The organism is Nocardia sp. NPDC005746 (genome assembly GCF_040630785.1).
In the GTDB taxonomy this organism is placed as follows: Bacteria; Actinomycetota; Actinomycetes; order Mycobacteriales; family Mycobacteriaceae; genus Nocardia.
This window is the reverse complement of record NZ_JBEXYE010000001.1, coordinates 394,355-414,873: the sequence shown is the minus strand read 5'-3', so window position 1 is coordinate 414,873 and position 20,519 is coordinate 394,355. Positions and strand designations below refer to the sequence as shown.

Genomic DNA, 20,519 nt, shown 5'->3' with positions numbered 1-20,519 from the left:
CGGCGCGCCCGTCTCTCGCTCTTCTCCCTCTACCACGTCAGGTGAGATAGACAGCGACACCCAGAGCTCCGATCAAGGCGACTGCGAGGAACTGGAGGACCCGGTCCCCCAGGGCGATCTCTTCCGGCTCACCCGCTTCGCCGCCGTCGACATCCACCGCGTAGCGCATGATGGCGATGACGAACGGGATCATGGAGATGGCGAACCAGATGGTGTCCTTGGCGCGATCCTGCTCGAACGCCCACAGACCGTAGAACACGACCACCGCGGTGGCCGACAGGGTCCAGACGAAACGCAGGTAGGTCGGCGTGTAGTACTCCAGCGACTTGCGGATCTTCGCACCGGTGTCGAGCGCGTACTTCAGTTCGGCGTAGCGCTTTCCGGCCGCCATGAACAGCGAACCGAACGCCATGATCAGCAGGAACCACTGGGACAGACGGATATCCGAGGAGACGCCGCCGGCGACCGCGCGCAGCAGGAAGCCCGATGACACGATGCAGATGTCCAGCACCGCTTGGTGCTTGAGGCCGAAGCAGTAGGCCAGCTGAATGCCGACGTAGACCGCCATCACCACGGCCAGATGCCAATTCGCCGCGAAGGACAGCAGGATCGAGCCGATCAGCAGCACCGCCGAGAGCGCGTAGGCCAGGTTCACCGGGACCACGCCGGCCGCGATGGGCCGGAAACGCTTGGTCGGGTGCGCCCGATCGGCCTCCACGTCGAGGGCGTCGTTGACCAGGTAGATGCCCGACGCGGCCATGCAGAACACCAGGAAGGCGAGAGCCACGTGGCCGAGTACCGACACATCGCTGATCACCAGATCGCCCGCGGCGGTCTTGCCGGCCGCCAGCGGCGCGGCCAGGACCAGCACGTTCTTGATCCACTGGCGCGGGCGCATGGCCTTGATCAAGCCGCCGCCCAACGTCTTCGGCGGTCCCTTGACGACCGCCTCTGCTAGGTCGGTGCTGGTCGGCTCTTCGCTCATGTCAACGATGGCTTCTTCCTGGGCGGTCACTTCGCGAGTCTCTTTTCGGCGGCGAGCACGGCGGCGGCTGATGCTGCGCCCAGCGCGGAACCCGCCAGCACGTCGGAGGGGTAATGCACACCGAGGACCACCCGCGAGAGCAGCATCGGCGGGACGAGCACCGCAGGCAAGGGTAGCCCGGTCAGTCGGCCGAGCAACACCGCCGCCGCCGTGGTCGAGGTGGCGTGCGAGGACGGGAAGCTGAGCTTCGACGGCGTCGACACGTTGACCTGCACGGACGGATCGTTAGGACGCGGGCGGCGGACCACCCGCTTGATCACCACCGACGCGGCGTGCGCGCCGAACGCGCCGACCGCGACCCCGGCCCACTGGCGGCGGCGCGGCTTGTCGACCAGCGCACCGACCGCCGCGATGCCGATCCAGCCCAGCGAGTGCTCACCGAAATGCGACATGCCGCGGGCGGCCTTCACGACCGCCGGGTTCTGTCCGATGGTGCCCTGCACCAGGTTGAGAATCTTGACCTCGGCCGGGGGTGCGGCCGGAGTCGCCGGCGCGTCCGGGACCGCGTGCAGTCCGCGGTCCACGCCGGAAGCTGGCTGTGCAGCCGTCATTTGGGCTCATTCCTCGTCTGGGCGGCGGAAGCGTCGATACCGAAGACGTTCTCCCACGCAGCCTGGCTGGTGAGATGCGCGTGCGCGCGACGATACTGCTCGCGCACCTCCGGGAAGCGCTCGGCCAGCTCCTTGCGCAGGCGCATGGCCTCGGTGAACAGCTCCTTGGCCTTGCGCGGATCCCGCTTACGGTAGACGACGCCGCGGCCGTCGGCGGTGGTGACGGTGACTCCGTCGACCTGCGAGAGCAGGAACCAGCGCGCGTCCAGGGTCGGCACGTTCAGCTGCGGGGTGTCGTGATGCTTCGGGTTGGCCTTGCGGAAGTTGTGCAGCACGCCCTTGCCGAGGCGCACCACCTTGGCGATCGGGTTGCCCGGCTCGCCCACCGCGCCGACCTCGGCGCGAGAGGCCAGGGGCAGTTCGGTGGAGGACGGCACCACGACCGCGTCCGGGTATTCCTTGCGCATGGCGTGCACCTTGCCGAGCGCGGTCGGCAGCAGCTCGAACAGCTTCTCCGGTCCGGCGAGGTAGTCGCGGATTGCCTCGTTCTGAATGGCGACCGTCGAATACTCCAGGCACAGCAGGTGTTTCAGCGTGGCCTTGACGGTGTTGACCACCATCGGGCGGCCGTCGTTGGGCAGGTGCAGCGAGGCGACCACCAGGCGGTTGCGCAGATGGAAGTAGGCCTGCCAGTCGATGGCGTCGTCCTTGTCGGACCAGGCCATGTGCCACACCGCCGCACCCGGCAGGGTGACCGTCGGGTAGCCGTGTTCCCTTGCGCGCAAGCCGTATTCGGCGTCGTCCCACTTCAGGAACAGCGGCAGCGGCTGCCCGATCTCCTCGGCCACCTGGCGCGGGATGACGCAGGTCCACCAGCCGTTGAAGTCGACGTCGATGCGCCGGTGCAGCAGCTTGGAGTTGTCGCGGTCGCGCAGCGGGTTCTTGGCGAAGTCGTGGTCGTACTCGACATTGGGGGCCGCGGTCCACATGAAGATGGAGCGGTCCACCACCTCGCCCATCACGTGCAGGTGCGAGCGCTCCTGCAGGTTGAGCATCTGGCCGCCGGTCAGGATGGGCGACTTGGCGAAACGCGAGAAGGCCAGGGCCCGCAGAATGCAGTCCGGCTCGATCTCGATGTCGTCGTCCATATAGACGATGTACTCGGCGTCGGTGGTCTTGAGCGCCTCGTACATGACGCGGCTGTAGCCGCCGGAACCGCCGAGGTTCGGCTGGTCGTGGATGGCGAGGCGACCGGCCAGGCGGGCCGCGGCCTCGGCGAAGCCGGGCTCGTCCACGACCTTCTTGGTGCCCTGGTCGGGGATGATGACGGCCTGGATCTTCTCCAGCACCAGCGGGTCGGAGCCCAGCGCGGTCAGCGTCTTGACCGCGTCGGTGGGGCGGTTGAAGGTCGGCATGCCGACGGCGATGCTGCCCTCACCCGGCGCCTCGACGGGCGCGTACCAGCCGCCGCTGCGCATTTCGACGTGGCTGTCGGTGGTGATGTCGAACCAGATCCAGCCGCCGTCCTCGAACGGGCCCAGATCCACCTCGAACTCGACGAAGTCGGCGGCGGCCGCGCCCTCGCCCGGCGTGCTGAACTCGTTGCCCTGCACGTGGATTCGGGAGCCGTCGGCCTTGGAGCGGTAGACGTCGACGCGGCCGTGGCCGGAGAGTTCCAGGCGCAGCACGACCGACGTCAGCACGCTCCAGCGCCGCCAGTAGCTGGCCGGGACCGCGTTGAAGTAAGTGCAGAACGACACCTCCGACTCCGCGCCGATGGCCAGCGCGGTGCGCGTAATGGCATGCGCGCGACGGGAATTGGTGTCGGATTCCTCGAGGTACAGCTTGCGGACGTCCAGCGGTTCACCCGGCCGGGGCAGGATGATGCGCTGGAGCAGGGATACGGCGCGAGTCTCGGTGCTCATGTCTTCCCGCGTGAGTTGTGCGGTCATCAGGCCTCATCCACCAGCGGCGCACCGGATTCCAGGTGCGGGCGCAGCACATTGTCGAACATGCTGAGCGCGGCGCCGATGGCCATGTGCATGTCCAGGTACTGGTAGGTGCCCAGGCGGCCACCGAACAGCACCTTGGCCGAAGCGGTTTCGGCCTTGGCGCGCTCGCGGTAGGCGAGCACCTTGGCGCGGTCTTCGGGGGTGTTGATGGGGTAGTACGGCTCGTCGCCGGTCTGGGCGAAGCGCGAGAACTCGCGCATGATGACCGTCTTGTCGGCCGGGTAGTTGTCGCGCTCGGGGTGGAAGTGGCGCGGCTCGATGATGCGGGTGAAGGGGACGTCCGCATCGTTGTAGTTCATCACCGGGATGCCCTGGAAGTCACCGGTTTCCAGCACCTCGGTCTCGAAATCGATGGTGCGCCAGCCGAGTTCGCCCTCGCTGTAGTCGAAGTAGTGGTCCAGCGGGCCGGTGTAGACGACCGGGGCGTCCGGGCTCTGGGCGCGGACCTCGTCGCGCACGTCGAACCAGTCGGTGTCCAGGCGCACCTCGATGTTCGGGTTCTCGGCCATCTTCGTCAGCCACGCGGTGTAGCCGTCCTTGGGCAGACCCTCGTAGGTGTCGTTGAAGTAGCGGCTGTCGAAGGTGTAGCGGACCGGCAGCCGGGTGATGATGTTCGCCGGCAGCTCCTTGGGATCGGTCTGCCACTGCTTGGCCGTGTAGTCGCGGATGAACGCCTCGTAGAGCGGGCGGCCGATCAGCGAGATGCCCTTCTCCTCGAGATTGGTCACATCGTCGCTGGCGACCTCCGCCGCCTGCTCGGCGATCAGCGCACGCGCCTCGTCCGGGGTGTAGTAGCGGCCGAAGAACTGGGAGATCATGCCCAGCCCCATGGGCAGCGGGTACGCCTGGCCCTTGTGCAGGCCGAAGACGCGATGCTGGTAGTTCGTGAACTCGGTGAACTGGTTCACGTAGTCCCACACCCGCTTGTTGGAGGTGTGGAAGAGGTGGGCACCGTACTTGTGGATCTCGATGCCGGTTTCGGGGTCCGCCTCCGAGTAGGCGTTACCGCCCAGGTGGTAGCGGCGTTCGACCACCAGGACTCGCTTGCCGAGCAGGTTGGCGGTGCGTTCCGCGATGGTCAGCCCGAAGAAGCCGGAGCCGACAACGATCAGATCGAAGGGGGATGCGACGGTCACGGTCGCCCAGACTACCGGCAGTGACCGTAGGCGCGCGTGGGCTCCGCCGGGGTGGGCGCGCAGGCCGGGCGCTGGGGCGATGCCAGGCCTTTGCCGGGGACCGTGGCCGGACGGCCGGGAGCTCGCGGCAGCGCGTGGCGCAGGTCATCCCGGCGAGCGGGATTGGTCGCCGGGTTTTCGCTCAGAGTTCACGAAACGGCTGACGGTGGCGTCATGGGAGCGGTATTACATATCGACTCGATTTGTAAACCGACCAGTTTGTTGCCGTGCGCTTGCGCGGCCCCCCGAAAGACCGTGTGCATGCGCCTCGCTCGATTCGCCCCGCTCGTGGGGGCACTGTCCATCACCGCCATCCTGGGCACCGCCGCCCTCGTCCCGGGCGCGGCCCCCGCTCGCGCCGACGAGGGCGACGCGCTCGCCGCGGCGCAGATCGCGGACGCCGACGAGATCTGCGGCAAGCCCGCGGCGACCTTCGACGACGTCATCACCGCGGCCGCCACGGCCATTCGCACGGTGGTTCCGGCCGAGCAGCAGACCGCCTACGACCGATCGGTCGAGGACTTCCGGCAGAACGTCGCGTCGATCCGTGTACACCGCAACGGACTGCCCCTGGGGCCGGACGAGGTGAACGACCGCACCCAGTTCCTCGACGACCCGATCGTCACCTACATCGTCAACAACCTCGACGCCGTCAAGACCGGCAAGCTGCACAAGACCATCGCGGTCTCGCAGCTGAAGGTGCGCGATGTGGTCGAGGTGTTCATTCTCGCCACCCGCATCGTGAAGATCCCCGCCCAGTTCGCGGCCAGCCTGGTGCCGACCGTCGGCTTCGTGCTCAAGCCGGTGGTGGGCGCGCTGTTCAACGGCGTGAAGTCGCTGGCGCGGTCGGTGCAGTCGCAGCTGTCGGTGGGTTGCGGCGCCACTGGCGCGTATCGGAAGCTGCAGCTCGAGCTGCCCGACGAGCGCGTCGATGTGCCGCAGCCGCTCATCGATCTGGCCAACCAGCTCACCAAGGCCGACGGCAGCTGCACGCCGCTGGCCGAACTGAAGACCGCCGACCTGGTCGAACGCACCCGCAAGTTCCTCACCACCGCGGCCGGGCTGCCCGTCGACCCGGCGTCGGTGAACGCCAATGCCGATGCGCTGCAAGGCTTCCTGCGGGACAACCGAGTCGCCGACGTGATGATGCTGCGCCGTACCGAGCAGCTCGGCCCGATCGTGGACTCGCTGGACTACGGTCCGCTGACCTTCCTGGCCAACCTGGGCTTCGACATCTACGAGGGCCGCGCGCTCGACACGGTGCCGCTCGCGGACGTGAAGGTGGAGAACGTCTTCTCACTCATCACCTTCGCGCTCGACGCCACCAGCCTGCTGCTCACCATCGGCAATACGATCGCCGGATTCACCGGGGTGGCCTCCACCATCACCACGCCCCTCGGCATCGCCCAGACCATCGCCTTCGCACCCGCCACCTACGGCGCGCCGATCCTGCGCGGTGTCATGCAGTCGATGTGCGCGGCCTGACCACCCGCTGACCTGAAACAGCCGCCCGGCCGAAAGGCCGGGCGGCTGTTCACTTCTCGGGCCACTCCCCCGCGCGGCTACAGTTCACTGCCCGGGGACTACAGCCGGGCGGCGGAGTACACCCGCATCGCGTCGCGGACGTACACGGCGGTGCCGTCGCCGTGCTTGTCGTAGTTCTTCGCGAAACGCGGGTCGGCGACGTACATGTCGCCGAGTCCGTTGAAGTACTGAGCGGTCACCGGACCATTCGTGGGCGTCGTCGCGAGCCAGTCGTAGTGCCGCTGCACGATGGCCTGCACCTCGTCGCTGTCGACCGCCAGGCCCGCCGCGCGGGCGCGACCGTAGTCGGCGGCGATGTCCAGGTGGGTCTGGAGGTGGGCCTTCTTCTCGGCCTCGCTCTTGGAGTTCCACCACTGGTTGCCGCTGTCCCAGGCGTTCTTGCCCCAGCGTTCGATGACCTCGTCCTTGTACTGGGCGTGGTCGAATCCGTCGAATACCTCGTCTGCCATCAGTTGTTCACCTGCTTCCGTCTTGCGCAATGTTGTTTGCACCGAGGTGATCTGGCGCGCGATCCGGTCCTGCTCGTTTTTCAGCAATTCCAGATGGGTGCGCAGGGCGGCGGCGGTGTCCTTTTGCCCGGCGAGCACTTCGGCGATGGCCGGCAGGCCGAGACCGAGCTCGCGGAGTAAAAGGATGCGCTGCAACCGGACGAGGGATTCCTGGTCGAAATAACGGTAACCGTTCGACCCGATCCGGCTCGGCGGCAATAACCCGAGCTCACCATAATGCCGCAGGGTGCGGCTGGTGGTTCGGGCGACTGCGGCCAATTGCTGGATGGACCATTCGGTTGCCACGTTCCGGCCTTTCGTATCCTCTCGTTCTCCTCGACGAATTCAGGATGCAAGTTGACGCAGCGTCAAGGTCAAGCCCCGACCAGTATGCGCCGGTCGGGGCTTGTTCGAGGGGCTTACGCGCCGGCGGTGCACTCGCTGTAGCGCACGTGCACGGACTGCTTCGGCGGGGCCGAGCTGCCGAACATGGCCGGCGGGGACGGCAGCCAGTTGGTGAGCCGGTCCATGGCGTCACGCTCGGCCTCGGCGCGGTTGCGGCCCGAACCGCCGTAGTAGTAGGTGTGGTCGGCGCTCTCGGCGATGGCGCCGCAGCCATTGGCGAACTGCACCATCACCTTGCAGCCGCGGTGGGCGCACTTGTTCAGCGCGGCCGCGTCGGAAGCGCCCCAGCTCGGGTAGTTCCACGCGGCGCCGTAGAAGGTGCCACCGTCGGTGCTCAGCGCGAGTGTGCCGTAGAGCGATCCATCCGGTCCCCGCTCGGCATTGGCGGTACCGGCCCCCAGCGACGTCATCAGCACGGCGGCCGCGGAAACGAACATGGTCAAGGCGAGCTTGCCCGAGAAAGCCATTCGAATTCTCCCCAATTTCGCAGCGGCCGCTGCGCATGGGCCGCTACTGCTCTCGGTGGTGCGATCACCACTGCCCGATTTCTATCACGGGCCACCGACACGGCCAAGTCTGTTTCCGCTGGAACCGGCTGTCGGGCATAGCTTTTCCGAATAGCTCCGGAAGTGGGGACTTGCCAATCACTTGCGGGCGTGACATGCTCCACGCGCGCGCCCCCGGACTCCCGAATTCGGCGCGCTGGAATCGATTTTTCGTGGGATGGGGAAAACCTGATGAAGTCTGCGGGCCGCGCCCGAGTTCTGCACTGGGCGGCCGCGGCCGTCACTGCGGTGAGCTCCACCCTCCTGTTCGCCGGCTCCGCGGACGCCGCCCCGGTGGTGACGCTCGGCGGTGGCTCCGGCGTCTACGTCGAAGACCTCCAGGACGCCACCTCGGTCAGCGAGTGCACCATCACCGCGATGGGCTACGACAACAAGAATCAGCTGGTCGGACTGACCGCCGGCCACTGCGGTGAGGTCGGCGCGCGCATCGCCGCCGAGTACACCCGCTCCGGCGGTATCGGCGTCATCGCCGAGAAGGACGAGGAGATGGACTGGGCCATCATCGTCTTCAACGCCGACCGGGTGATCCCGACCCGTCAGGTCGCGCAGTCGGTCATCAACTCGGTCGGCGCGCCGCCGCGGATCGGCGAGAACGTCTGCAAGAACGGCCGCACCACCGGTTTCACCTGCGGTCCGGTATGGGAGACCAAGTCCACCTACTTCCGTAGCCAGGTGTGTGCCAACCACGGCGACTCGGGCGCGCCCGTGCTGCGCGGCGACCAGCTGGTCGGCATGGTGGTGGCGGGCACCGACTTCCGGGCCGGGCCGATCAGCATCGAACTGCCGCTGTGCACCGGTGGCGGCAACCTGATCCACGAGCCGGAGCTGTCCACCAACATCACCACCGTGCTGGCCGACATCGACCGTCACGGCGGGGCGGGCGCGGGTTTCCGCGTGGCGTAAAGCCTTCGGGCCGTGAGGAATCGGCCGACACGTGGGGCGTGACCGAACCATCGGTCACGCCCCACGGTCGTTTTGCCGGACTGCCAACCGCCCAGTTCATATCACTGCGAGCGAATCGCTGATATCATGAGTTCATATTTCCTGATATCAACGAGGTGGGCCATGTCTCGAACCCTGATCGACATCGACGACGAAGCCCTCGAGCTCGCAGCCGAGGAGCTAGGTACGAAAACGAAGGTGGCCACGGTTAATGCGGCCCTGCGCGAAGTCGCCAATCGCCGTGCGGTCGCGAAGGTGCTGCAGCAGTTGCGTGACAGCGAAACCGATCTGTCGCCCGAGGGTATGCGAGGTGCATGGCGCTGAGAACACTGTTCATGCTGGCGGACAAGTCGGCCTTCGAGTGGGTGCTCCGCGATGATCGCGCGGCCGCGGATTTCGCCGAAATCACCAGCACTCCAGGCGCTCTGGTTGCGGCCTGCCATCTGACCGCACTGGAGATCGGCTATTCCGCCCGATCACATCAGGATTACCTCGACAAGATCAGCGGCCAGAAGGCGCTGGTCTGGTTACCGATAACCGAGGAGGTGATGGATCGAGCCCTCCAAGTGCAGGGCCTGCTGGCCGAACGCGGCGCACACCGCCTACCCCTCCCTGATCTGATCATCGCCGCAACGGCCGAGGTCCACGGCGCGATCGTGGTTCATGTCGACAGTGACTATCAGACCATCGCCGACGTGACCGGCCAGCCGCAGCGCAGATTGCAGACGTCCTGACGGAACCTGATTCCTCCGAACACTGGGATCTGCAACCGGTGAACCGGCGATACACCGCGGGGGCGTGACCGGTTCATCGGTCGCGCCCCGCGGTGTTTTCGTTGTGCGGTAGCGGCTTTCAGTAGCCGACGGTGAATCGGACGCGGTGGTGGCGGGGATTCTCGATCTCGTCGAGCAGCGCGATGGCCATGTCCTCCATGGAGATCGAGGAATTGCCCTGGTCGTCGGCGATCATCTCGTCGAGGCCGAACCGGAAGACGCCGGTCCGCTCACCGGGCTCGAACAGCGCGGGCGGGCTGACGTAGGTCCAGTTCACCGGGTGCGCGGTGGTCCGGAACACCTCGAGCTGACGGCGGCCGCCCTCGGCGATCGGGCCCAGTTCGGCCGGGAACTCCGGCTGCTCGGCCAGCGTCCTGCCGGTTCCGGCGACGGTCAGGGTGCCCGCGCCGCCGACCACCAGCAGCCGAATTCCGCTGTCCGCCAGCCCTTCCAGCAGGGCCGCGGCGACCTCGGCCAGCTCGTGCTCGCTGCCCGGGACCGGGCGGGTCGCGCTGACCACGACATCGCTACCGGCGCTGGCCTTCTCGACGGCGGCGGCATCGGCGGCATTACCCGCCCACACCTCGACCTGCTCGGGCAGATGCCGCAGCCGCTCGGCGTCGCGAGCGACCGCGCGCACCCGGTGACCCCGGCTCAGCGCCTCGGCCACGACCCGGCTCCCGGTGTCTCCGCTGGCTCCGAACACTGTGATCTGCATGATGTTTCGCTCCTTCGCAAGGTTTCCGGATCAGGCCGCGGTGCGGGCCGGTGCGGGCGTGTCGGTGACGGGTTCGGGCGCCTTGGGCGCGGTGCCGGTCTGACCGAGCAGGGTGCCGCCCAGCGCGATCGCCATGCCCAGGATCTGCAGCGGGGCCAGCGCCTGGCCGAGCGCGGCCCAGCCGATGACGGCCGCCGACAGCGGGCTGAGCAGTCCGAGGAACGAGACCGAGGTGGCGGGAGCCTTGGCGATGCCGCGGAACCAGATGGCATAGGCGGCAGCGGTTCCGATCAGGCCCAGGTAGAGGTAGCCGCCGATATTGCGGGCGTCCAGCGCGGGCGGCGCGCCCTCGATGATGGCGGCCAGCGGCAGCAGCATCAGGCCGCCGGCGGTGAGCTGCCAGCCGGTCATGGCCAAGGGGCTCACGCCTTCCGGGCGTCCCCAGCGCTTGGTCATCACGGTGCCGCCCGCCATGGACGCCGCGCCCAGCAGACCGGCGATCACGCCGACGGTGTCGAGAACCGCTGTGGCCCTCAGTACTACGAGCGCGACGCCGAAGAGTCCGATCACGCCCGCCAGCACCTTGCGGACGGTGAGCCGCTCGTTGAGCGCCACGGTCGCGATGCCCAGCGCGAAAAGCGGTGCGGCCGCGCCGAGTACGGCGGCGACGCCACCCGGGAGGCGGTAGGCGGCCAGGAACAGCAGCGGCATGAAGATGCCGATGTTCAGCGCGCCCAGCACGGCCGCGCGGCCGATCCACTGCCCGTGCGGCAGCTTGCGGGTGATGGCCAGCAGCAGCAGTCCGGCGGGCAGCGCGCGCATGAGCGCGGTGAACATGGGCCGGTCCGGCGGCAGGAACGTGGTGGTGATCGCGTACGTCGATCCGAAGACCAGCGGGGCGAGGGCGGTTACGGCGAGGGTTCCCGCAAGTCCTGCGGCTCCAGCGCGTGTGGTGGTCATCGATAGCTCCTCATTGATAATCTCAACGTTGAGATAACACCATCCCGGATACCTCAGCGTCAAGTATCTCAACGTTGAGATTATTTCGGGGACCGAAAGGAGCAGGTCACATGCCCGACGCAGTCGACCAGATCACCGCGGCCTGGCGTCAGCAGCGCCCCGACGTCGACAGCTCCCCCATGGAGATCTTCGGCCGCATCTCCCGCCTGGCCCACATCATCGAGCGCGAACTCACCGACTTCTTCCGCGCTCAGGGTCTGGAGTTCTGGGAGTTCGACGTCCTCGCCACCCTCCGCCGCTCCGGCAGCGAATCCGGCCTCACCGCGGGCGCCCTCAACAAGGCCGCCATGCGCACCTCCGGCGCCATCACCAACCGCATCGACCGCCTGGTCGCCAAGGACTTGGTCGAACGCGTCCCCGACCCCGCCGACCGCCGCGCCATCCGAGTCCGCCTCACCGACACCGGCCGCACCCTCGTCGACAACGTCCTCCCTCTACACATGGAAAACGAACAACGCCTCCTGGCCGACCTCACCCCCGGCGACCGCGAGGCCCTGATCCCCCTCCTCCGCAAGTTCTCCGAATCCCTCGGCGACCTTTCCCTGGACTGAAACACACACAAGGGCGGCACCCTCTTCTCGAAGGCGCCGCCCTGTACATGGGTTACTCGGCCGGGTAGAGGGTTGGGCTCGGCGTGGTCGGATGCGCCGGGGTGTAGGCCGGACGAGTAGGGGTGGGTTGAGTTGGGGTAGTTACGGTTCGGGGAGCCGGGGTGACGGCGGGGACCGCCAGTGGCTGTGGGGGTGCTTGATCGGGGACCCCGCGGGTGTCGGAGTGCAGGGAGTTCGGGTCGGCACTGCCGGGGCTGGGGAGGTTGCCTCGGGTTCGGTTGCCCGGGTTGGGGCGAGCCGGGGTGTCCGGGGTGACATTGCCTGGAGTTGCCGGGTTTTCGGCGTCCGGAAGGGCCGGTTGGGCGTAGGACGGATCCGGGTAGGTCGGCGCGCCTGTGCTGGGGGTGGTGGTTTCCAGCGGGGCGCCGGTTTCCGGGTCGACTTCCGTTGGGGTTGTACCGGTTTGGGGAGTCTGGGGAGACAGGAGGCCCGGTAGGAGGCCGGGCGACTGCACTGCCGGGAAGTCTGTCAGGGCGGGGCCGATTTCCATGGCCGAGGCGGGGGTCAGGGGGCCGCCGTCGGGGGCGGCGGAGTACTCGGCGCGGAGGATGTGGTTGTCGCGGACCAGGACTCGGCCGGAGGTGGAGTCGACGGCCTCGGTGGTGCGGGGGTCCTCTTTGTCGGTGCCGAGGTACATCTGGCAGTCGGTGGTGTCGCAGGTTTGGGCGTAGGTGTAGCGGTCTTCGGCCAGGGCGTAGGAGCGGGCGGCGATGGCTTGGGCTTTGAGGGCTTCGGCGCCGCCTTGGTCGGCCCAGCCGGGGATCATTTCGGCGGGGACCACGCCCTTGAGGTAGTCGTCGAGGTCTACCTCGTTGACGGTGCGGAAGGAGTCGCCGTCCAGGGCTACGCCGAGGACGCCGCGGAAGGCGTTGCCGCCGCAGATTTCCAGTTGTTCCTCGGCGGGGCGGGCGGTGCCTTCGGTGACGGGGTAGGCCCACGGGTCGTCGGTCGAGCCCTCCCACAACGTGTTTCCGTCGCAGTCCTGGGTGATGGTGACGTCCGCGCCTGAGGCGGTGGGGGTGAGGTGGGCGGCCTGGCCGGGGATGACACGGCGGCCGGCGACGTAGAAGACGGAGTCGGAGACGACGTCGAGGGTTTTGTCGTCCTGCTCCATGAGGCGTACTCGGACGGAGGTCGCGCCGATGTCGGCGAGGTCGGCTCCGGAGTAGTAGTTCGAGAGGATGCGGTCGGCGGTCCAGCCTTCCGCGGCCTTCTCGAATGCGCCGTGCTGGCTGAGACCGCGGCCGTGACCGGCGCCCACCGTCAAATGGAGGGCGTTCTCGGGCCAGGCCCACACGAGGAGGGCGGTGCCGCCGGTGGTGGCGGCGACAGCGAGAGACAGGGTGAGCAGACCGCGCCGTCTACGGCGCTCGGCTAGGTACCCGTTCGGCATGTCATACCCGTTCTTTCGAGGGCTGAAGCTACATTCGAGTTACCCAAAGCTAAGCCTCAACCATACGTTCAGGGAATGTGACAGTAGGGACTAGTGTGCTCGTTGATGCGCCAAGTAGCAAGCTTGTGCTCGGGGGCGCGGTTAGACCGATTTACCTGAATGGGAGATGCTTGTGCCGTATCGCAGACCGAAACATGCCTACACGCTCCCGGTCATCACCGCCCTCGCGCTGACCGTGCCCCTCGGTGTCCTCGCACTGAGTGACGCCCGGGATGTCCGGAACGCGGACGAAAGCAATTTGGCAGCTATACCAGCACAAATGGCCGAAGTCGCCCTGTCCTCGGTGCCCGACATCGTGCTGCCGCTGCGCGAGCTGACCGGGCTGGACCTGCCCGACCTCCGACTATCCGATCTGCGGATGTTGCCGCTGCCCAGCTCGATTCAGATCCCCCAGAACCTGATCCCGGGCGTGCCACTGCCGACCGAGATCCCGCTGCCCAGGCTCAATAATCCCCAGCCGCAGCCGGTCGCACCCGCCCCGGCGCCGCGCGCCATCCGGCCCCCCGTGCCGGGCTCACTCCCCAACGCCACACCGGTGGTCCCCGGCTCCGCGAAACCGGCCACCCCTGCGGGCGCGCCCGGATTCATCGCCGAACCGGGGCCGGAGATCCCGGTGGCGCCGAACACCCAAATCTCCTCCGCCCCAGTGGCTCCCGCTCCGGGCGGCGTAGCACCGGCTGATGCCCCCGCCCCGGCCCCGATCCCGGCCGCGGACAACCCGGCGGCCCCGGGTCCACACCCGGTCCCCGGTCTCACCGGCGATCTGCGCGCCCCCGCCCTCTCCCCGGGCGCGGTCCCCACCGACCTGGTCGACAAGGTCGGCGCGCAGGTCAAGGAACTCACCCGCGACACCCCGTTCAGCATGGTCGCGCTCACCGCGACCGACGTTCTGAACGCCACCACCAAGATTCGCGCCCAGCGCCCCGACGGCACCTGGGGACCGTGGTACGACGCCGAGTCCGAATCCGGTAGCGACAAGTCCCAGCCGGGTAAGCGCAAGGGCACCGAGCCCATCTACGTGGGCAACACCAAGACCGTGCAGATGCTGGTGACGCCGAAGGCGAAAGCCGTCGCCACGCCCGCCGAACCGACTCCGCTGGACGACAGCAAAGCGGATCCCGCGCAGATCAACCTGGAGAAACTGGCCGCGGTGCTGATCGATCCGGGCCGCGGCAGCATCGACGAGAACCTCACCTCGGTGGCCGCGCCGCTGCCCGGCGGCGGCCCGAAAGTGATCTCCCGGGCGCAGTGGGGCGCGGACGAGTCGCTGCGCTGCGAGGAACCCACCTACGACGACGGCGTCTCCGCGATCACCGTGCACCACACCGCCGGCCGCAACGACTACACCAAGGCCGAGTCCGCGGGCATCGTGCGTGCCATCTACTCGTATCACGCGAAAACGCTGGGCTGGTGCGACATCGGCTACAACGCCCTCGTCGACAAGTACGGGCAGATCTTCGAAGGACGCTACGGCGGTCTGGACCGCCCGGTCGAGGGCGCGCACGCGGGCGGCTTCAATATCGATACCGCGGGCGTCGCGCTGATGGGCGACTACGAGGAGGACGATCCGACCGACGTGTCGATCCAGGCGCTCGGCAAGTTCATCGGCTGGCGGTCCAAACTGGCGGGCTTCGACCCGCAGGGCTCGACCACCATGTACTCCGAGGGCAGTGACTACACGAAATACGCGCTCGGACAGGCGGTCAAGCTGCCGAATATCTTCGCCCACCGCGACGTCGGCAACACCACCTGCCCCGGCGATGCCGCCTACGCCCTGATGGACAAGATCCGGCAGATCGCCGCCGATGCCGCCGGCGGCGCCAGCGCCGACGAACCGATCAGCCCGAACCGGAACCGGCCCGGTCAGGACGCGGGCGCGAACCCGCAGGTCCAGGCCGCCCCGGCGCCGCCCGCGCCCGATTCCAGCGAAGCGGACCTGGCCGCCCTCGCCGACCTCACGCAGCGGATCCTCGGCATGCTCGACCGCAGTGCCGTCGCCCGCTACTGGAACGAGCAGGGCGGCGCGGCAGGTCCACTGGGACAACCGAAAGCGGAGCCGGTCGCGCTGGCCGACGGCGGGCAGTACGGGCAATTCACGAATGGATTCGTGTACGCCAATTCCGCCGGACGAATCGTTTCGGTGGTCGGGAAGATCCTGGAACGATTCCTGCAAATGGGCGCGGGCACAGGCATTCTCGGCCTGCCGACGTCGAATGAATATCCGGTCTCGAACGGCGTCCGCACCGATTTCCAGAACGGCGCACTGATTTTCGACCGGATGACCGGAATCGTCACCACCGTGCTGAAGAATTACGGCGCGGTCCAGGACCCCATCAAACCCATTCCCGCGGTGGCGCCCAACTAGGTCAGGACCACCAGCGTTCCAGGGTGCGGGCCACGCCGTCGTCGACATTCGAGGGAGCCACCTCGTCGGCGGCGGCGATGGCCTCCGGGTGGGCGTTCGCCATGGCGACGCCGTGACCCGCCATGAGCAGCATCGGCACATCGTTCGGCATGTCACCGAAGGCGATCAGCGAGGAGTGCTGGACACCCAGGCGCTGCGCCACCGCGGCCAGACCCGTCGCCTTGGTGACGCCCGGCGCGGACAATTCGATCAAGCCGTTGTCGGTCGAATAGGTGAGATCCGCGCGGCCCTCCAGGTGCGGTTCCAGGGTGCTGCGCATGACCGCGCTGGAGGTTCCGGGCAGCCGGATCAGCATCTTGATCGCGGAGGAGGCGATGACCTCGGCGCGAGAGACCTGGGTGTCGTCCGGGTTCAGCCAGGCGTGCTCGTACTCGGGGGAACTCACGAACTGCGGAGTCGCGGCGTCGTGCGCGGTGGCGCCGACGCGTTCCGCGGCCAGGCCACAGCCGGGGAGCAGACTCTCGGCCAGATCGGCGAGCCAGGTGAGGGTTTCGATATCGAGGGTCCGGCTGTCCAGCACCCGATCCGAGGCGCTGTCGTAGATGACCGCACCGTTGCCGCACACACACAGCGGCGCGTACCCCAACCCTTCGACCACCGGATCGATCCAGCGCGGCGGCCGTCCGGTCGCCAGCACGAACGGCACCCCGTCCGCGATCAGGGCGTCGACAGCGGCCTTGGTCCGGGCGCTCACCTGCTCACGGTGGTCGATGAGCGTGCCATCCACGTCGGAGGCGACCATCTTGGGTTTGGGCAGGTGAAAGAGCGTCACCTACTCCATCCTGCCTCGAGCCGCGACCCGTGCGCCCGTGGATTACGGACGCTGCCGTACAAACGAGACCTTTCCGGCACTACACCCGCCCGCGCCGGGTAACACACGGATTGCCGGGGCGTCCCCGGTCCGTACCCCGCGTTTCCCCACTCCACTCCCTATGATCTGGTGCAGAACTCGACCCCGAAAGGGAATGATGGCCGGTTTTCTGCTGCGACGTGCGCTGAACTATGTCGTGCTGTTGGTACTGGCGTCGTTCCTGGCCTTCGGGCTCGCGTCCCTCACGTTTCGCCCGCTCGACAGTCTCGAGCATCGCAACCCGCGGCCGCCGCAGTCGGTGATCGACGCCAAGCGCGAAGAGCTGAAGCTGGACATGCCGATCCCGCAGCGCTACGCGGAGTGGGTCGGCGGGATCGTCACGCACGGAGACTTCGGCAAGACGCTGGCGGGGCAGCCGGTGAACCAGGAACTGCCGCGCCGCATCGGGGTCAGCCTCCGGCTGGTCCTCGTCGGCTCGATCATCGGCACGATTCTCGGTGTGCTGATCGGCGCGGCCGGGGCGATCCGGCAGTACAAGTTCAGCGACTACCTGACCACGGTGATTTCGCTGTTGATCATCAGCACGCCCGTGTTCCTGCTCGCGACACTGCTGAAATACGGTGCGTACGGCATCAATACGGCCACGGGGCAGCAGATCTTCTACTACACCGGCGAGACCTCGGCGAACGCGGTGCACGGCACCTGGAATCAGTTCGTGGACCGCCTACAGCACATGATCGTTCCCACGGCGGCCCTGATCCTCACCGCCGCCGCCGGATACAGCCGCTATCAGCGCGCCGCCATGCTCGACGTCCTCCAGAACGACTTCATCCGAACGGCACGCGCGAAGGGTCTCACCCGTTCCCGGGCGCTGTACAAACACGGCCTGCGCACCGCGCTCATCCCGATGGCGACGCTGTTCGCGTACAGCTTCGGCGGGCTCATCACCGGCGCGGCGTTCGTCGAGAAGATCTTCGGCTGGCATGGCGTCGGTGAATGGCTGGTCGACTCGATCAACGCCCAGGACCTGTACCCCGTGGTGACGGTCACCGGATTCGTCGCGTTGGTGATCCTGTTGTCGGGATTGTTGTCCGACATCGTCACAGCCATTCTCGACCCCAGGGTGCGTGCGTGATGTCCGAAACCGAACTCATCGTCCAAGGCGCTCCCGAGCCGATGGCCGCGGGTCGGCGCAAGCTGGTCGTACGGCGCTTCCTGCGCAACAAGCCGGCCGTCATCGGACTGGCGATCCTGATCCTCATGGTGGTGCTCGCCTTCGCCTTGCCACCGTTCCTGAAATACGACTACCAGCAGCTCGATTACACGGCGCTGCTCAAGCCGCCCAGCTCACGGCATCCCTTCGGCACCAACCAGATCGGTCAGGACGTCCTCGCGCAGACCCTGCGCGGCCTGCAGAAGTCCTTGCTCATCGGCTTCGCGGTGGCTTTCATGGCCGCTCTGATCGCGGCGTTCACCGGATCGGTGGCCGGATTGCTCGGCGGCTGGACCGATCTGGCGATCATGTGGCTGGTGGACCTGCTGCTGGTCATCCCCAGTTTCATCATCGTCGCGTTGTTCGCGCCGCGGGCGAAAGGCAGCGGCAGCATCGTGCTGCTCATCCTGTTGCTCGGCGGCTTCGGCTGGATGATCAGCGCCCGCATCGTGCGCGGACTCACCTTGAGCCTGCGTGAGCGTGAATTCGTCAGGGCCGCACGTTATATGGGCGCGTCGACCTGGACCGTCATCACCACCCACATCATCCCGAATGTCGCGTCGTTCCTGATCATCGACACCGCGCTGGCGGTGGGCGCGGCGATCATGGGCGAAACCGGCCTGAGCTACCTGGGATTCGGTGTCCAGCCGCCGGATGTCTCACTGGGCACGCTGATCGCCTCGGGCACCAAGTCGGCGCTCACCTACCCGTGGCTGTTCCTGTTCGCCGGTGGGTTCCTGATCCTGACCGTGTTGTGCACGAACCTGGTCGGCGACGGATTGCGCGACGCTTTCGACCCCAGCTCTCAGCGTGCGCGCTCACGCCGCAAGGACCGGGCGGCGGCTCCCGCCGGAAAGGCCGCGGCATGACCGACGACACGACCATGTCCGACAATGGAATCCGCCCCACAACGGCGCCGCTGCTCGAGGTGTCCGATCTGCGGGTGAGCTTCCCGAGCGAAGAGGGCCGCGTCGAGGCGGTGCGCGGTGTGAACTACACCGTGCAGGACGGTGAGGTCCTGGCCATCGTCGGTGAATCCGGTTCCGGAAAATCGGTGTCCTCGCTGGCGATCATGGGCCTGCTCCCCGATCAGGCCCGGGTGCAGGGATCCATCCGGCTCCGAGGCCAGGAACTGCTCGGCATGGGTGACCGGCAGCTGTCCACGCTGCGCGGCAGCAAGATCTCCATGGTCTTCCAGGACCCGCTCTCGGCCTTGACACCGGTATACCGCGTCGGCGACCAGATCGCCGAAGCACTACTGGCACACGGCAAGATGAGCAAGCAGGAAGCCGCCGACAAGGCGGTGGAACTACTGGATCTGGTCGGCATTCCGGATGCCGCTCTGCGCGCCAAGGCGTTCCCGCACGAGTTCTCCGGCGGTATGCGCCAGCGCGTGGTGATCGCCATCGCCATCGCCAATGATCCCGAGCTCATCATCTGCGACGAGCCGACCACCGCGCTCGACGTCACTGTGCAGAAGCAAATCCTGAACCTGCTGCGCAAGGCCCGTGACATCACCGGCGCGGGCGTCGTCTTCATCACCCACGACATGGGGATCGCGGCCACGCTGGCCGATCGGGTGGCGGTCATGTACGCGGGCCGGATCATCGAAACCGCGCGCACCGCAGACCTTTTCAACGCACCGCGGATGCCGTACACGGTGGGCCTGCTGGGTTCCATCCCGCGACTGGACGGTCCGGCGCGAATGCCGCTGGTGCCCATCGTCGGTGCGCCGCCGGCCATGCACGCACTGCCTCCGGGCTGCCCGTTCGCACCACGCTGCCCGGTCGCGGTGGAGGACTGCCGTGCGGCAGAACCTCCCCTGCAGGACACCGAGCCCGGGCATCGGGCCGCCTGCATCCGCGTCTCCGAAGTCGGGACCGCGGACCTTTTCGCGGCCTACCGCCGCGAGGTGCCGCCCACCGAAACGCCGAAACCCACCGATGAGCGTGTGATGCTGCGGGTTTCGGACCTGAAGAAGACCTTCCCGCTCACCTCCGGAGTGGTCTTCAAACGACGGACCGGCGAGGTGAAGGCGGTCGACGGCGTCAGCTTCGAGATCAAGTCGGGCCGCACGCTGGCGCTGGTCGGGGAATCCGGTTCCGGGAAATCGACGACGCTGACCCAGATCATGGACCTCGTCGTGCCGGAGAGCGGCAGCATCGAGGTATTGGGCAGCGATGTCACCACCCTCACCAAGGCCCGGCGGCGGGAGATCCGGCGCAAGATGCAGATCGTGTTCCAGGATCCCGCCGCCTCACTCGACCCGCGCCTTCCGATCTCCGACGCGCTCGGCGAGCCGCTGCGCATCAACGGCCGCCCGAAGGACGAGATCCAACGCCGGGTCAAGGAATTGCTGCAGCTCGTGGGTCTCCGCCCCGAGCATGCCGACCGCTATCCGGCCGACTTCTCCGGCGGCCAGAAGCAGCGCATCAATATCGCGCGAGCACTCGCCTTGGATCCGGAGATCCTGGTCCTCGACGAGCCGGTGTCCTCGCTGGACGTATCGATCCAGGCCGGAGTGCTGAATCTGCTGCGCGACTTGCAGGCCGAACGCGGGCTGTCGTACCTCTTCGTCTCCCACGACCTGTCGGTGGTACGCAATCTTGCCCACGACATTGCCGTCATGTACCGCGGTCAGATCGTCGAATATGGTGCGGCCGAACAGGTCTTCAACGATCCGCGGCACGAGTACACCCGCGCCCTCATCGACGCCGTTCCCGTCCCGGTCGTTTCGGGATAGGAGCGGAGAGTGTTCCAGCAGAA

At 67.3% G+C, this 20,519-nt stretch carries 19 protein-coding genes; 9 read left to right on the top strand and 10 right to left on the bottom strand.

Features of this window, described 5'->3' with window-relative positions; translation table 11 throughout:
* Positions 1-37: 37 nt before the first annotated feature.
* Genes ABZ412_RS01915 through glf form a run of 4 tightly spaced genes read right to left on the bottom strand, consistent with a single transcriptional unit; the run spans position 38 to position 4,744 of the window.
* Entirely contained in the window at positions 38-985 is a 948-nt protein-coding gene (locus ABZ412_RS01915; protein ID WP_357275132.1) for a decaprenyl-phosphate phosphoribosyltransferase, read from the bottom strand.
* Positions 986-1,011: 26 nt separating this feature from the next.
* On the bottom strand, positions 1,012-1,596 hold the full coding sequence (locus ABZ412_RS01910; RefSeq protein ID WP_357275130.1) for a phosphatase PAP2 family protein: 585 nt from the start codon (positions 1,594-1,596) through the stop codon (positions 1,012-1,014).
* Entirely contained in the window at positions 1,593-3,548 is a 1,956-nt protein-coding gene (locus ABZ412_RS01905; RefSeq protein ID WP_357275127.1) for a glycosyltransferase, read from the bottom strand. Before ABZ412_RS01905 ends, ABZ412_RS01910 begins: the two co-directional genes overlap by 4 nt.
* Entirely contained in the window at positions 3,548-4,744 is a 1,197-nt protein-coding gene (glf, locus tag ABZ412_RS01900) for a UDP-galactopyranose mutase (protein WP_357275125.1), read from the bottom strand. Before glf ends, ABZ412_RS01905 begins: the two co-directional genes overlap by 1 nt.
* Before the next feature lie 300 nt (positions 4,745-5,044).
* On the opposite strand from glf, the gene ABZ412_RS01895 reads away from it, so the two are divergent.
* Positions 5,045-6,268, top strand: a complete 1,224-nt coding sequence (locus ABZ412_RS01895; RefSeq protein WP_357275123.1) for a hypothetical protein — start codon at positions 5,045-5,047, stop codon at positions 6,266-6,268.
* A 98-nt stretch (positions 6,269-6,366) separates the two neighbouring features.
* Here the strand turns inward: ABZ412_RS01895 and ABZ412_RS01890 are convergent, their stop codons facing one another.
* A complete protein-coding gene (locus tag ABZ412_RS01890) occupies positions 6,367-7,122 on the bottom strand; it encodes a MerR family transcriptional regulator (protein ID WP_357275121.1) in 756 nt (251 codons plus the stop codon).
* Between the two features lie 113 nt (positions 7,123-7,235).
* On the bottom strand, positions 7,236-7,688 hold the full coding sequence (locus ABZ412_RS01885; RefSeq protein ID WP_357275118.1) for a DUF4189 domain-containing protein: 453 nt from the start codon (positions 7,686-7,688) through the stop codon (positions 7,236-7,238).
* Between the two features lie 270 nt (positions 7,689-7,958).
* Here ABZ412_RS01885 and ABZ412_RS01880 point away from each other — a divergent pair, with 270 nt between their 5' ends.
* The 3 genes from ABZ412_RS01880 (at position 7,959) to ABZ412_RS01870 (ending at position 9,463) form a co-directional block, all read left to right on the top strand.
* Complete coding sequence (locus ABZ412_RS01880; RefSeq protein WP_357275116.1) at positions 7,959-8,690, top strand: S1 family peptidase; 732 nt, start codon at positions 7,959-7,961, stop codon at positions 8,688-8,690.
* Positions 8,691-8,852: 162 nt separating this feature from the next.
* A complete protein-coding gene (locus tag ABZ412_RS01875; protein WP_357275114.1) occupies positions 8,853-9,053 on the top strand; it encodes a type II toxin-antitoxin system VapB family antitoxin in 201 nt (66 codons plus the stop codon).
* Positions 9,044-9,463, top strand: coding sequence for a PIN domain nuclease (locus tag ABZ412_RS01870; RefSeq protein ID WP_357275112.1), 420 nt, complete (start codon positions 9,044-9,046; stop codon positions 9,461-9,463). The genes ABZ412_RS01875 and ABZ412_RS01870 overlap by 10 nt, the downstream gene beginning before the upstream one ends.
* 118 nt (positions 9,464-9,581) lie before the next feature.
* On the opposite strand, the gene ABZ412_RS01865 is transcribed toward ABZ412_RS01870, so the two are convergent.
* Positions 9,582-10,220 (bottom strand): NAD(P)H-binding protein, encoded by a 639-nt coding sequence (locus tag ABZ412_RS01865; protein ID WP_357275110.1) that lies wholly within the window; start codon positions 10,218-10,220, stop codon positions 9,582-9,584.
* A 30-nt stretch (positions 10,221-10,250) separates the two neighbouring features.
* Entirely contained in the window at positions 10,251-11,180 is a 930-nt protein-coding gene (locus ABZ412_RS01860; protein WP_357275107.1) for an EamA family transporter, read from the bottom strand.
* A gap of 110 nt (positions 11,181-11,290) precedes the next feature.
* Here ABZ412_RS01860 and ABZ412_RS01855 point away from each other — a divergent pair, with 110 nt between their 5' ends.
* The gene (locus ABZ412_RS01855; RefSeq protein ID WP_357275105.1) at positions 11,291-11,791 is read left to right on the top strand and encodes a MarR family transcriptional regulator; all 501 of its coding nucleotides are present in this window, start codon (positions 11,291-11,293) and stop codon (positions 11,789-11,791) included.
* A 52-nt stretch (positions 11,792-11,843) separates the two neighbouring features.
* Here ABZ412_RS01855 and ABZ412_RS01850 read toward each other — a convergent pair whose 3' ends face one another.
* The gene (locus tag ABZ412_RS01850) at positions 11,844-13,244 is read right to left on the bottom strand and encodes a SpoIID/LytB domain-containing protein (protein ID WP_357275103.1); all 1,401 of its coding nucleotides are present in this window, start codon (positions 13,242-13,244) and stop codon (positions 11,844-11,846) included.
* Positions 13,245-13,563: 319 nt separating this feature from the next.
* Between ABZ412_RS01850 and ABZ412_RS01845 the strand changes: the two genes are divergently transcribed.
* Positions 13,564-15,669, top strand: coding sequence for an N-acetylmuramoyl-L-alanine amidase (locus ABZ412_RS01845; protein WP_357275101.1), 2,106 nt, complete (start codon positions 13,564-13,566; stop codon positions 15,667-15,669).
* 1 nt (position 15,670) lies between these two features.
* Here the strand turns inward: ABZ412_RS01845 and ABZ412_RS01840 are convergent, their stop codons facing one another.
* Positions 15,671-16,471, bottom strand: a complete 801-nt coding sequence (locus ABZ412_RS01840) for an HAD family hydrolase (protein WP_357275917.1) — start codon at positions 16,469-16,471, stop codon at positions 15,671-15,673.
* Between the two features lie 226 nt (positions 16,472-16,697).
* On the opposite strand from ABZ412_RS01840, the gene ABZ412_RS01835 reads away from it, so the two are divergent.
* The 3 genes from ABZ412_RS01835 to ABZ412_RS01825 are packed head-to-tail and all read left to right on the top strand — an operon-like array spanning position 16,698 to position 20,496.
* Positions 16,698-17,675: an ABC transporter permease gene (locus ABZ412_RS01835; protein ID WP_357275098.1), complete on the top strand. Its 978-nt coding sequence runs from the start codon at positions 16,698-16,700 to the stop codon at positions 17,673-17,675.
* A complete protein-coding gene (locus tag ABZ412_RS01830; RefSeq protein ID WP_357275096.1) occupies positions 17,675-18,622 on the top strand; it encodes an ABC transporter permease in 948 nt (315 codons plus the stop codon). Before ABZ412_RS01835 ends, ABZ412_RS01830 begins: the two co-directional genes overlap by 1 nt.
* A complete protein-coding gene (locus tag ABZ412_RS01825) occupies positions 18,619-20,496 on the top strand; it encodes an ABC transporter ATP-binding protein (RefSeq protein WP_357275094.1) in 1,878 nt (625 codons plus the stop codon). Before ABZ412_RS01830 ends, ABZ412_RS01825 begins: the two co-directional genes overlap by 4 nt.
* Positions 20,497-20,519 lie beyond the last annotated feature (23 nt).

What these genes read in the sequence shown, in the direction of transcription:
- ABZ412_RS01915 (WP_357275132.1), bottom strand. Translation starts at nt 985, where the DNA reads ATGAGCGAAGAGCCGACCAGCACCGACCTAGCAGAGGCGGTCGTCAAG.
- ABZ412_RS01910 (WP_357275130.1), bottom strand. Translation starts at nt 1,596, where the DNA reads ATGACGGCTGCACAGCCAGCTTCCGGCGTGGACCGCGGACTGCACGCG.
- ABZ412_RS01905 (WP_357275127.1), bottom strand. Translation starts at nt 3,548, where the DNA reads ATGACCGCACAACTCACGCGGGAAGACATGAGCACCGAGACTCGCGCC.
- ABZ412_RS01895 (WP_357275123.1), top strand. Translation starts at nt 5,045, where the DNA reads ATGCGCCTCGCTCGATTCGCCCCGCTCGTGGGGGCACTGTCCATCACC.
- ABZ412_RS01885 (WP_357275118.1), bottom strand. Translation starts at nt 7,688, where the DNA reads ATGGCTTTCTCGGGCAAGCTCGCCTTGACCATGTTCGTTTCCGCGGCC.
- ABZ412_RS01880 (WP_357275116.1), top strand. Translation starts at nt 7,959, where the DNA reads ATGAAGTCTGCGGGCCGCGCCCGAGTTCTGCACTGGGCGGCCGCGGCC.
- ABZ412_RS01875 (WP_357275114.1), top strand. Translation starts at nt 8,853, where the DNA reads ATGTCTCGAACCCTGATCGACATCGACGACGAAGCCCTCGAGCTCGCA.
- ABZ412_RS01870 (WP_357275112.1), top strand. Translation starts at nt 9,044, where the DNA reads ATGGCGCTGAGAACACTGTTCATGCTGGCGGACAAGTCGGCCTTCGAG.
- ABZ412_RS01865 (WP_357275110.1), bottom strand. Translation starts at nt 10,220, where the DNA reads ATGCAGATCACAGTGTTCGGAGCCAGCGGAGACACCGGGAGCCGGGTC.
- ABZ412_RS01860 (WP_357275107.1), bottom strand. Translation starts at nt 11,180, where the DNA reads ATGACCACCACACGCGCTGGAGCCGCAGGACTTGCGGGAACCCTCGCC.
- ABZ412_RS01855 (WP_357275105.1), top strand. Translation starts at nt 11,291, where the DNA reads ATGCCCGACGCAGTCGACCAGATCACCGCGGCCTGGCGTCAGCAGCGC.
- ABZ412_RS01850 (WP_357275103.1), bottom strand. Translation starts at nt 13,244, where the DNA reads ATGCCGAACGGGTACCTAGCCGAGCGCCGTAGACGGCGCGGTCTGCTC.
- ABZ412_RS01845 (WP_357275101.1), top strand. Translation starts at nt 13,564, where the DNA reads ATGGCCGAAGTCGCCCTGTCCTCGGTGCCCGACATCGTGCTGCCGCTG.
- ABZ412_RS01840 (WP_357275917.1), bottom strand. Translation starts at nt 16,471, where the DNA reads ATGGTCGCCTCCGACGTGGATGGCACGCTCATCGACCACCGTGAGCAG.
- ABZ412_RS01835 (WP_357275098.1), top strand. Translation starts at nt 16,698, where the DNA reads ATGGCCGGTTTTCTGCTGCGACGTGCGCTGAACTATGTCGTGCTGTTG.
- ABZ412_RS01830 (WP_357275096.1), top strand. Translation starts at nt 17,675, where the DNA reads ATGTCCGAAACCGAACTCATCGTCCAAGGCGCTCCCGAGCCGATGGCC.
- ABZ412_RS01825 (WP_357275094.1), top strand. Translation starts at nt 18,619, where the DNA reads ATGACCGACGACACGACCATGTCCGACAATGGAATCCGCCCCACAACG.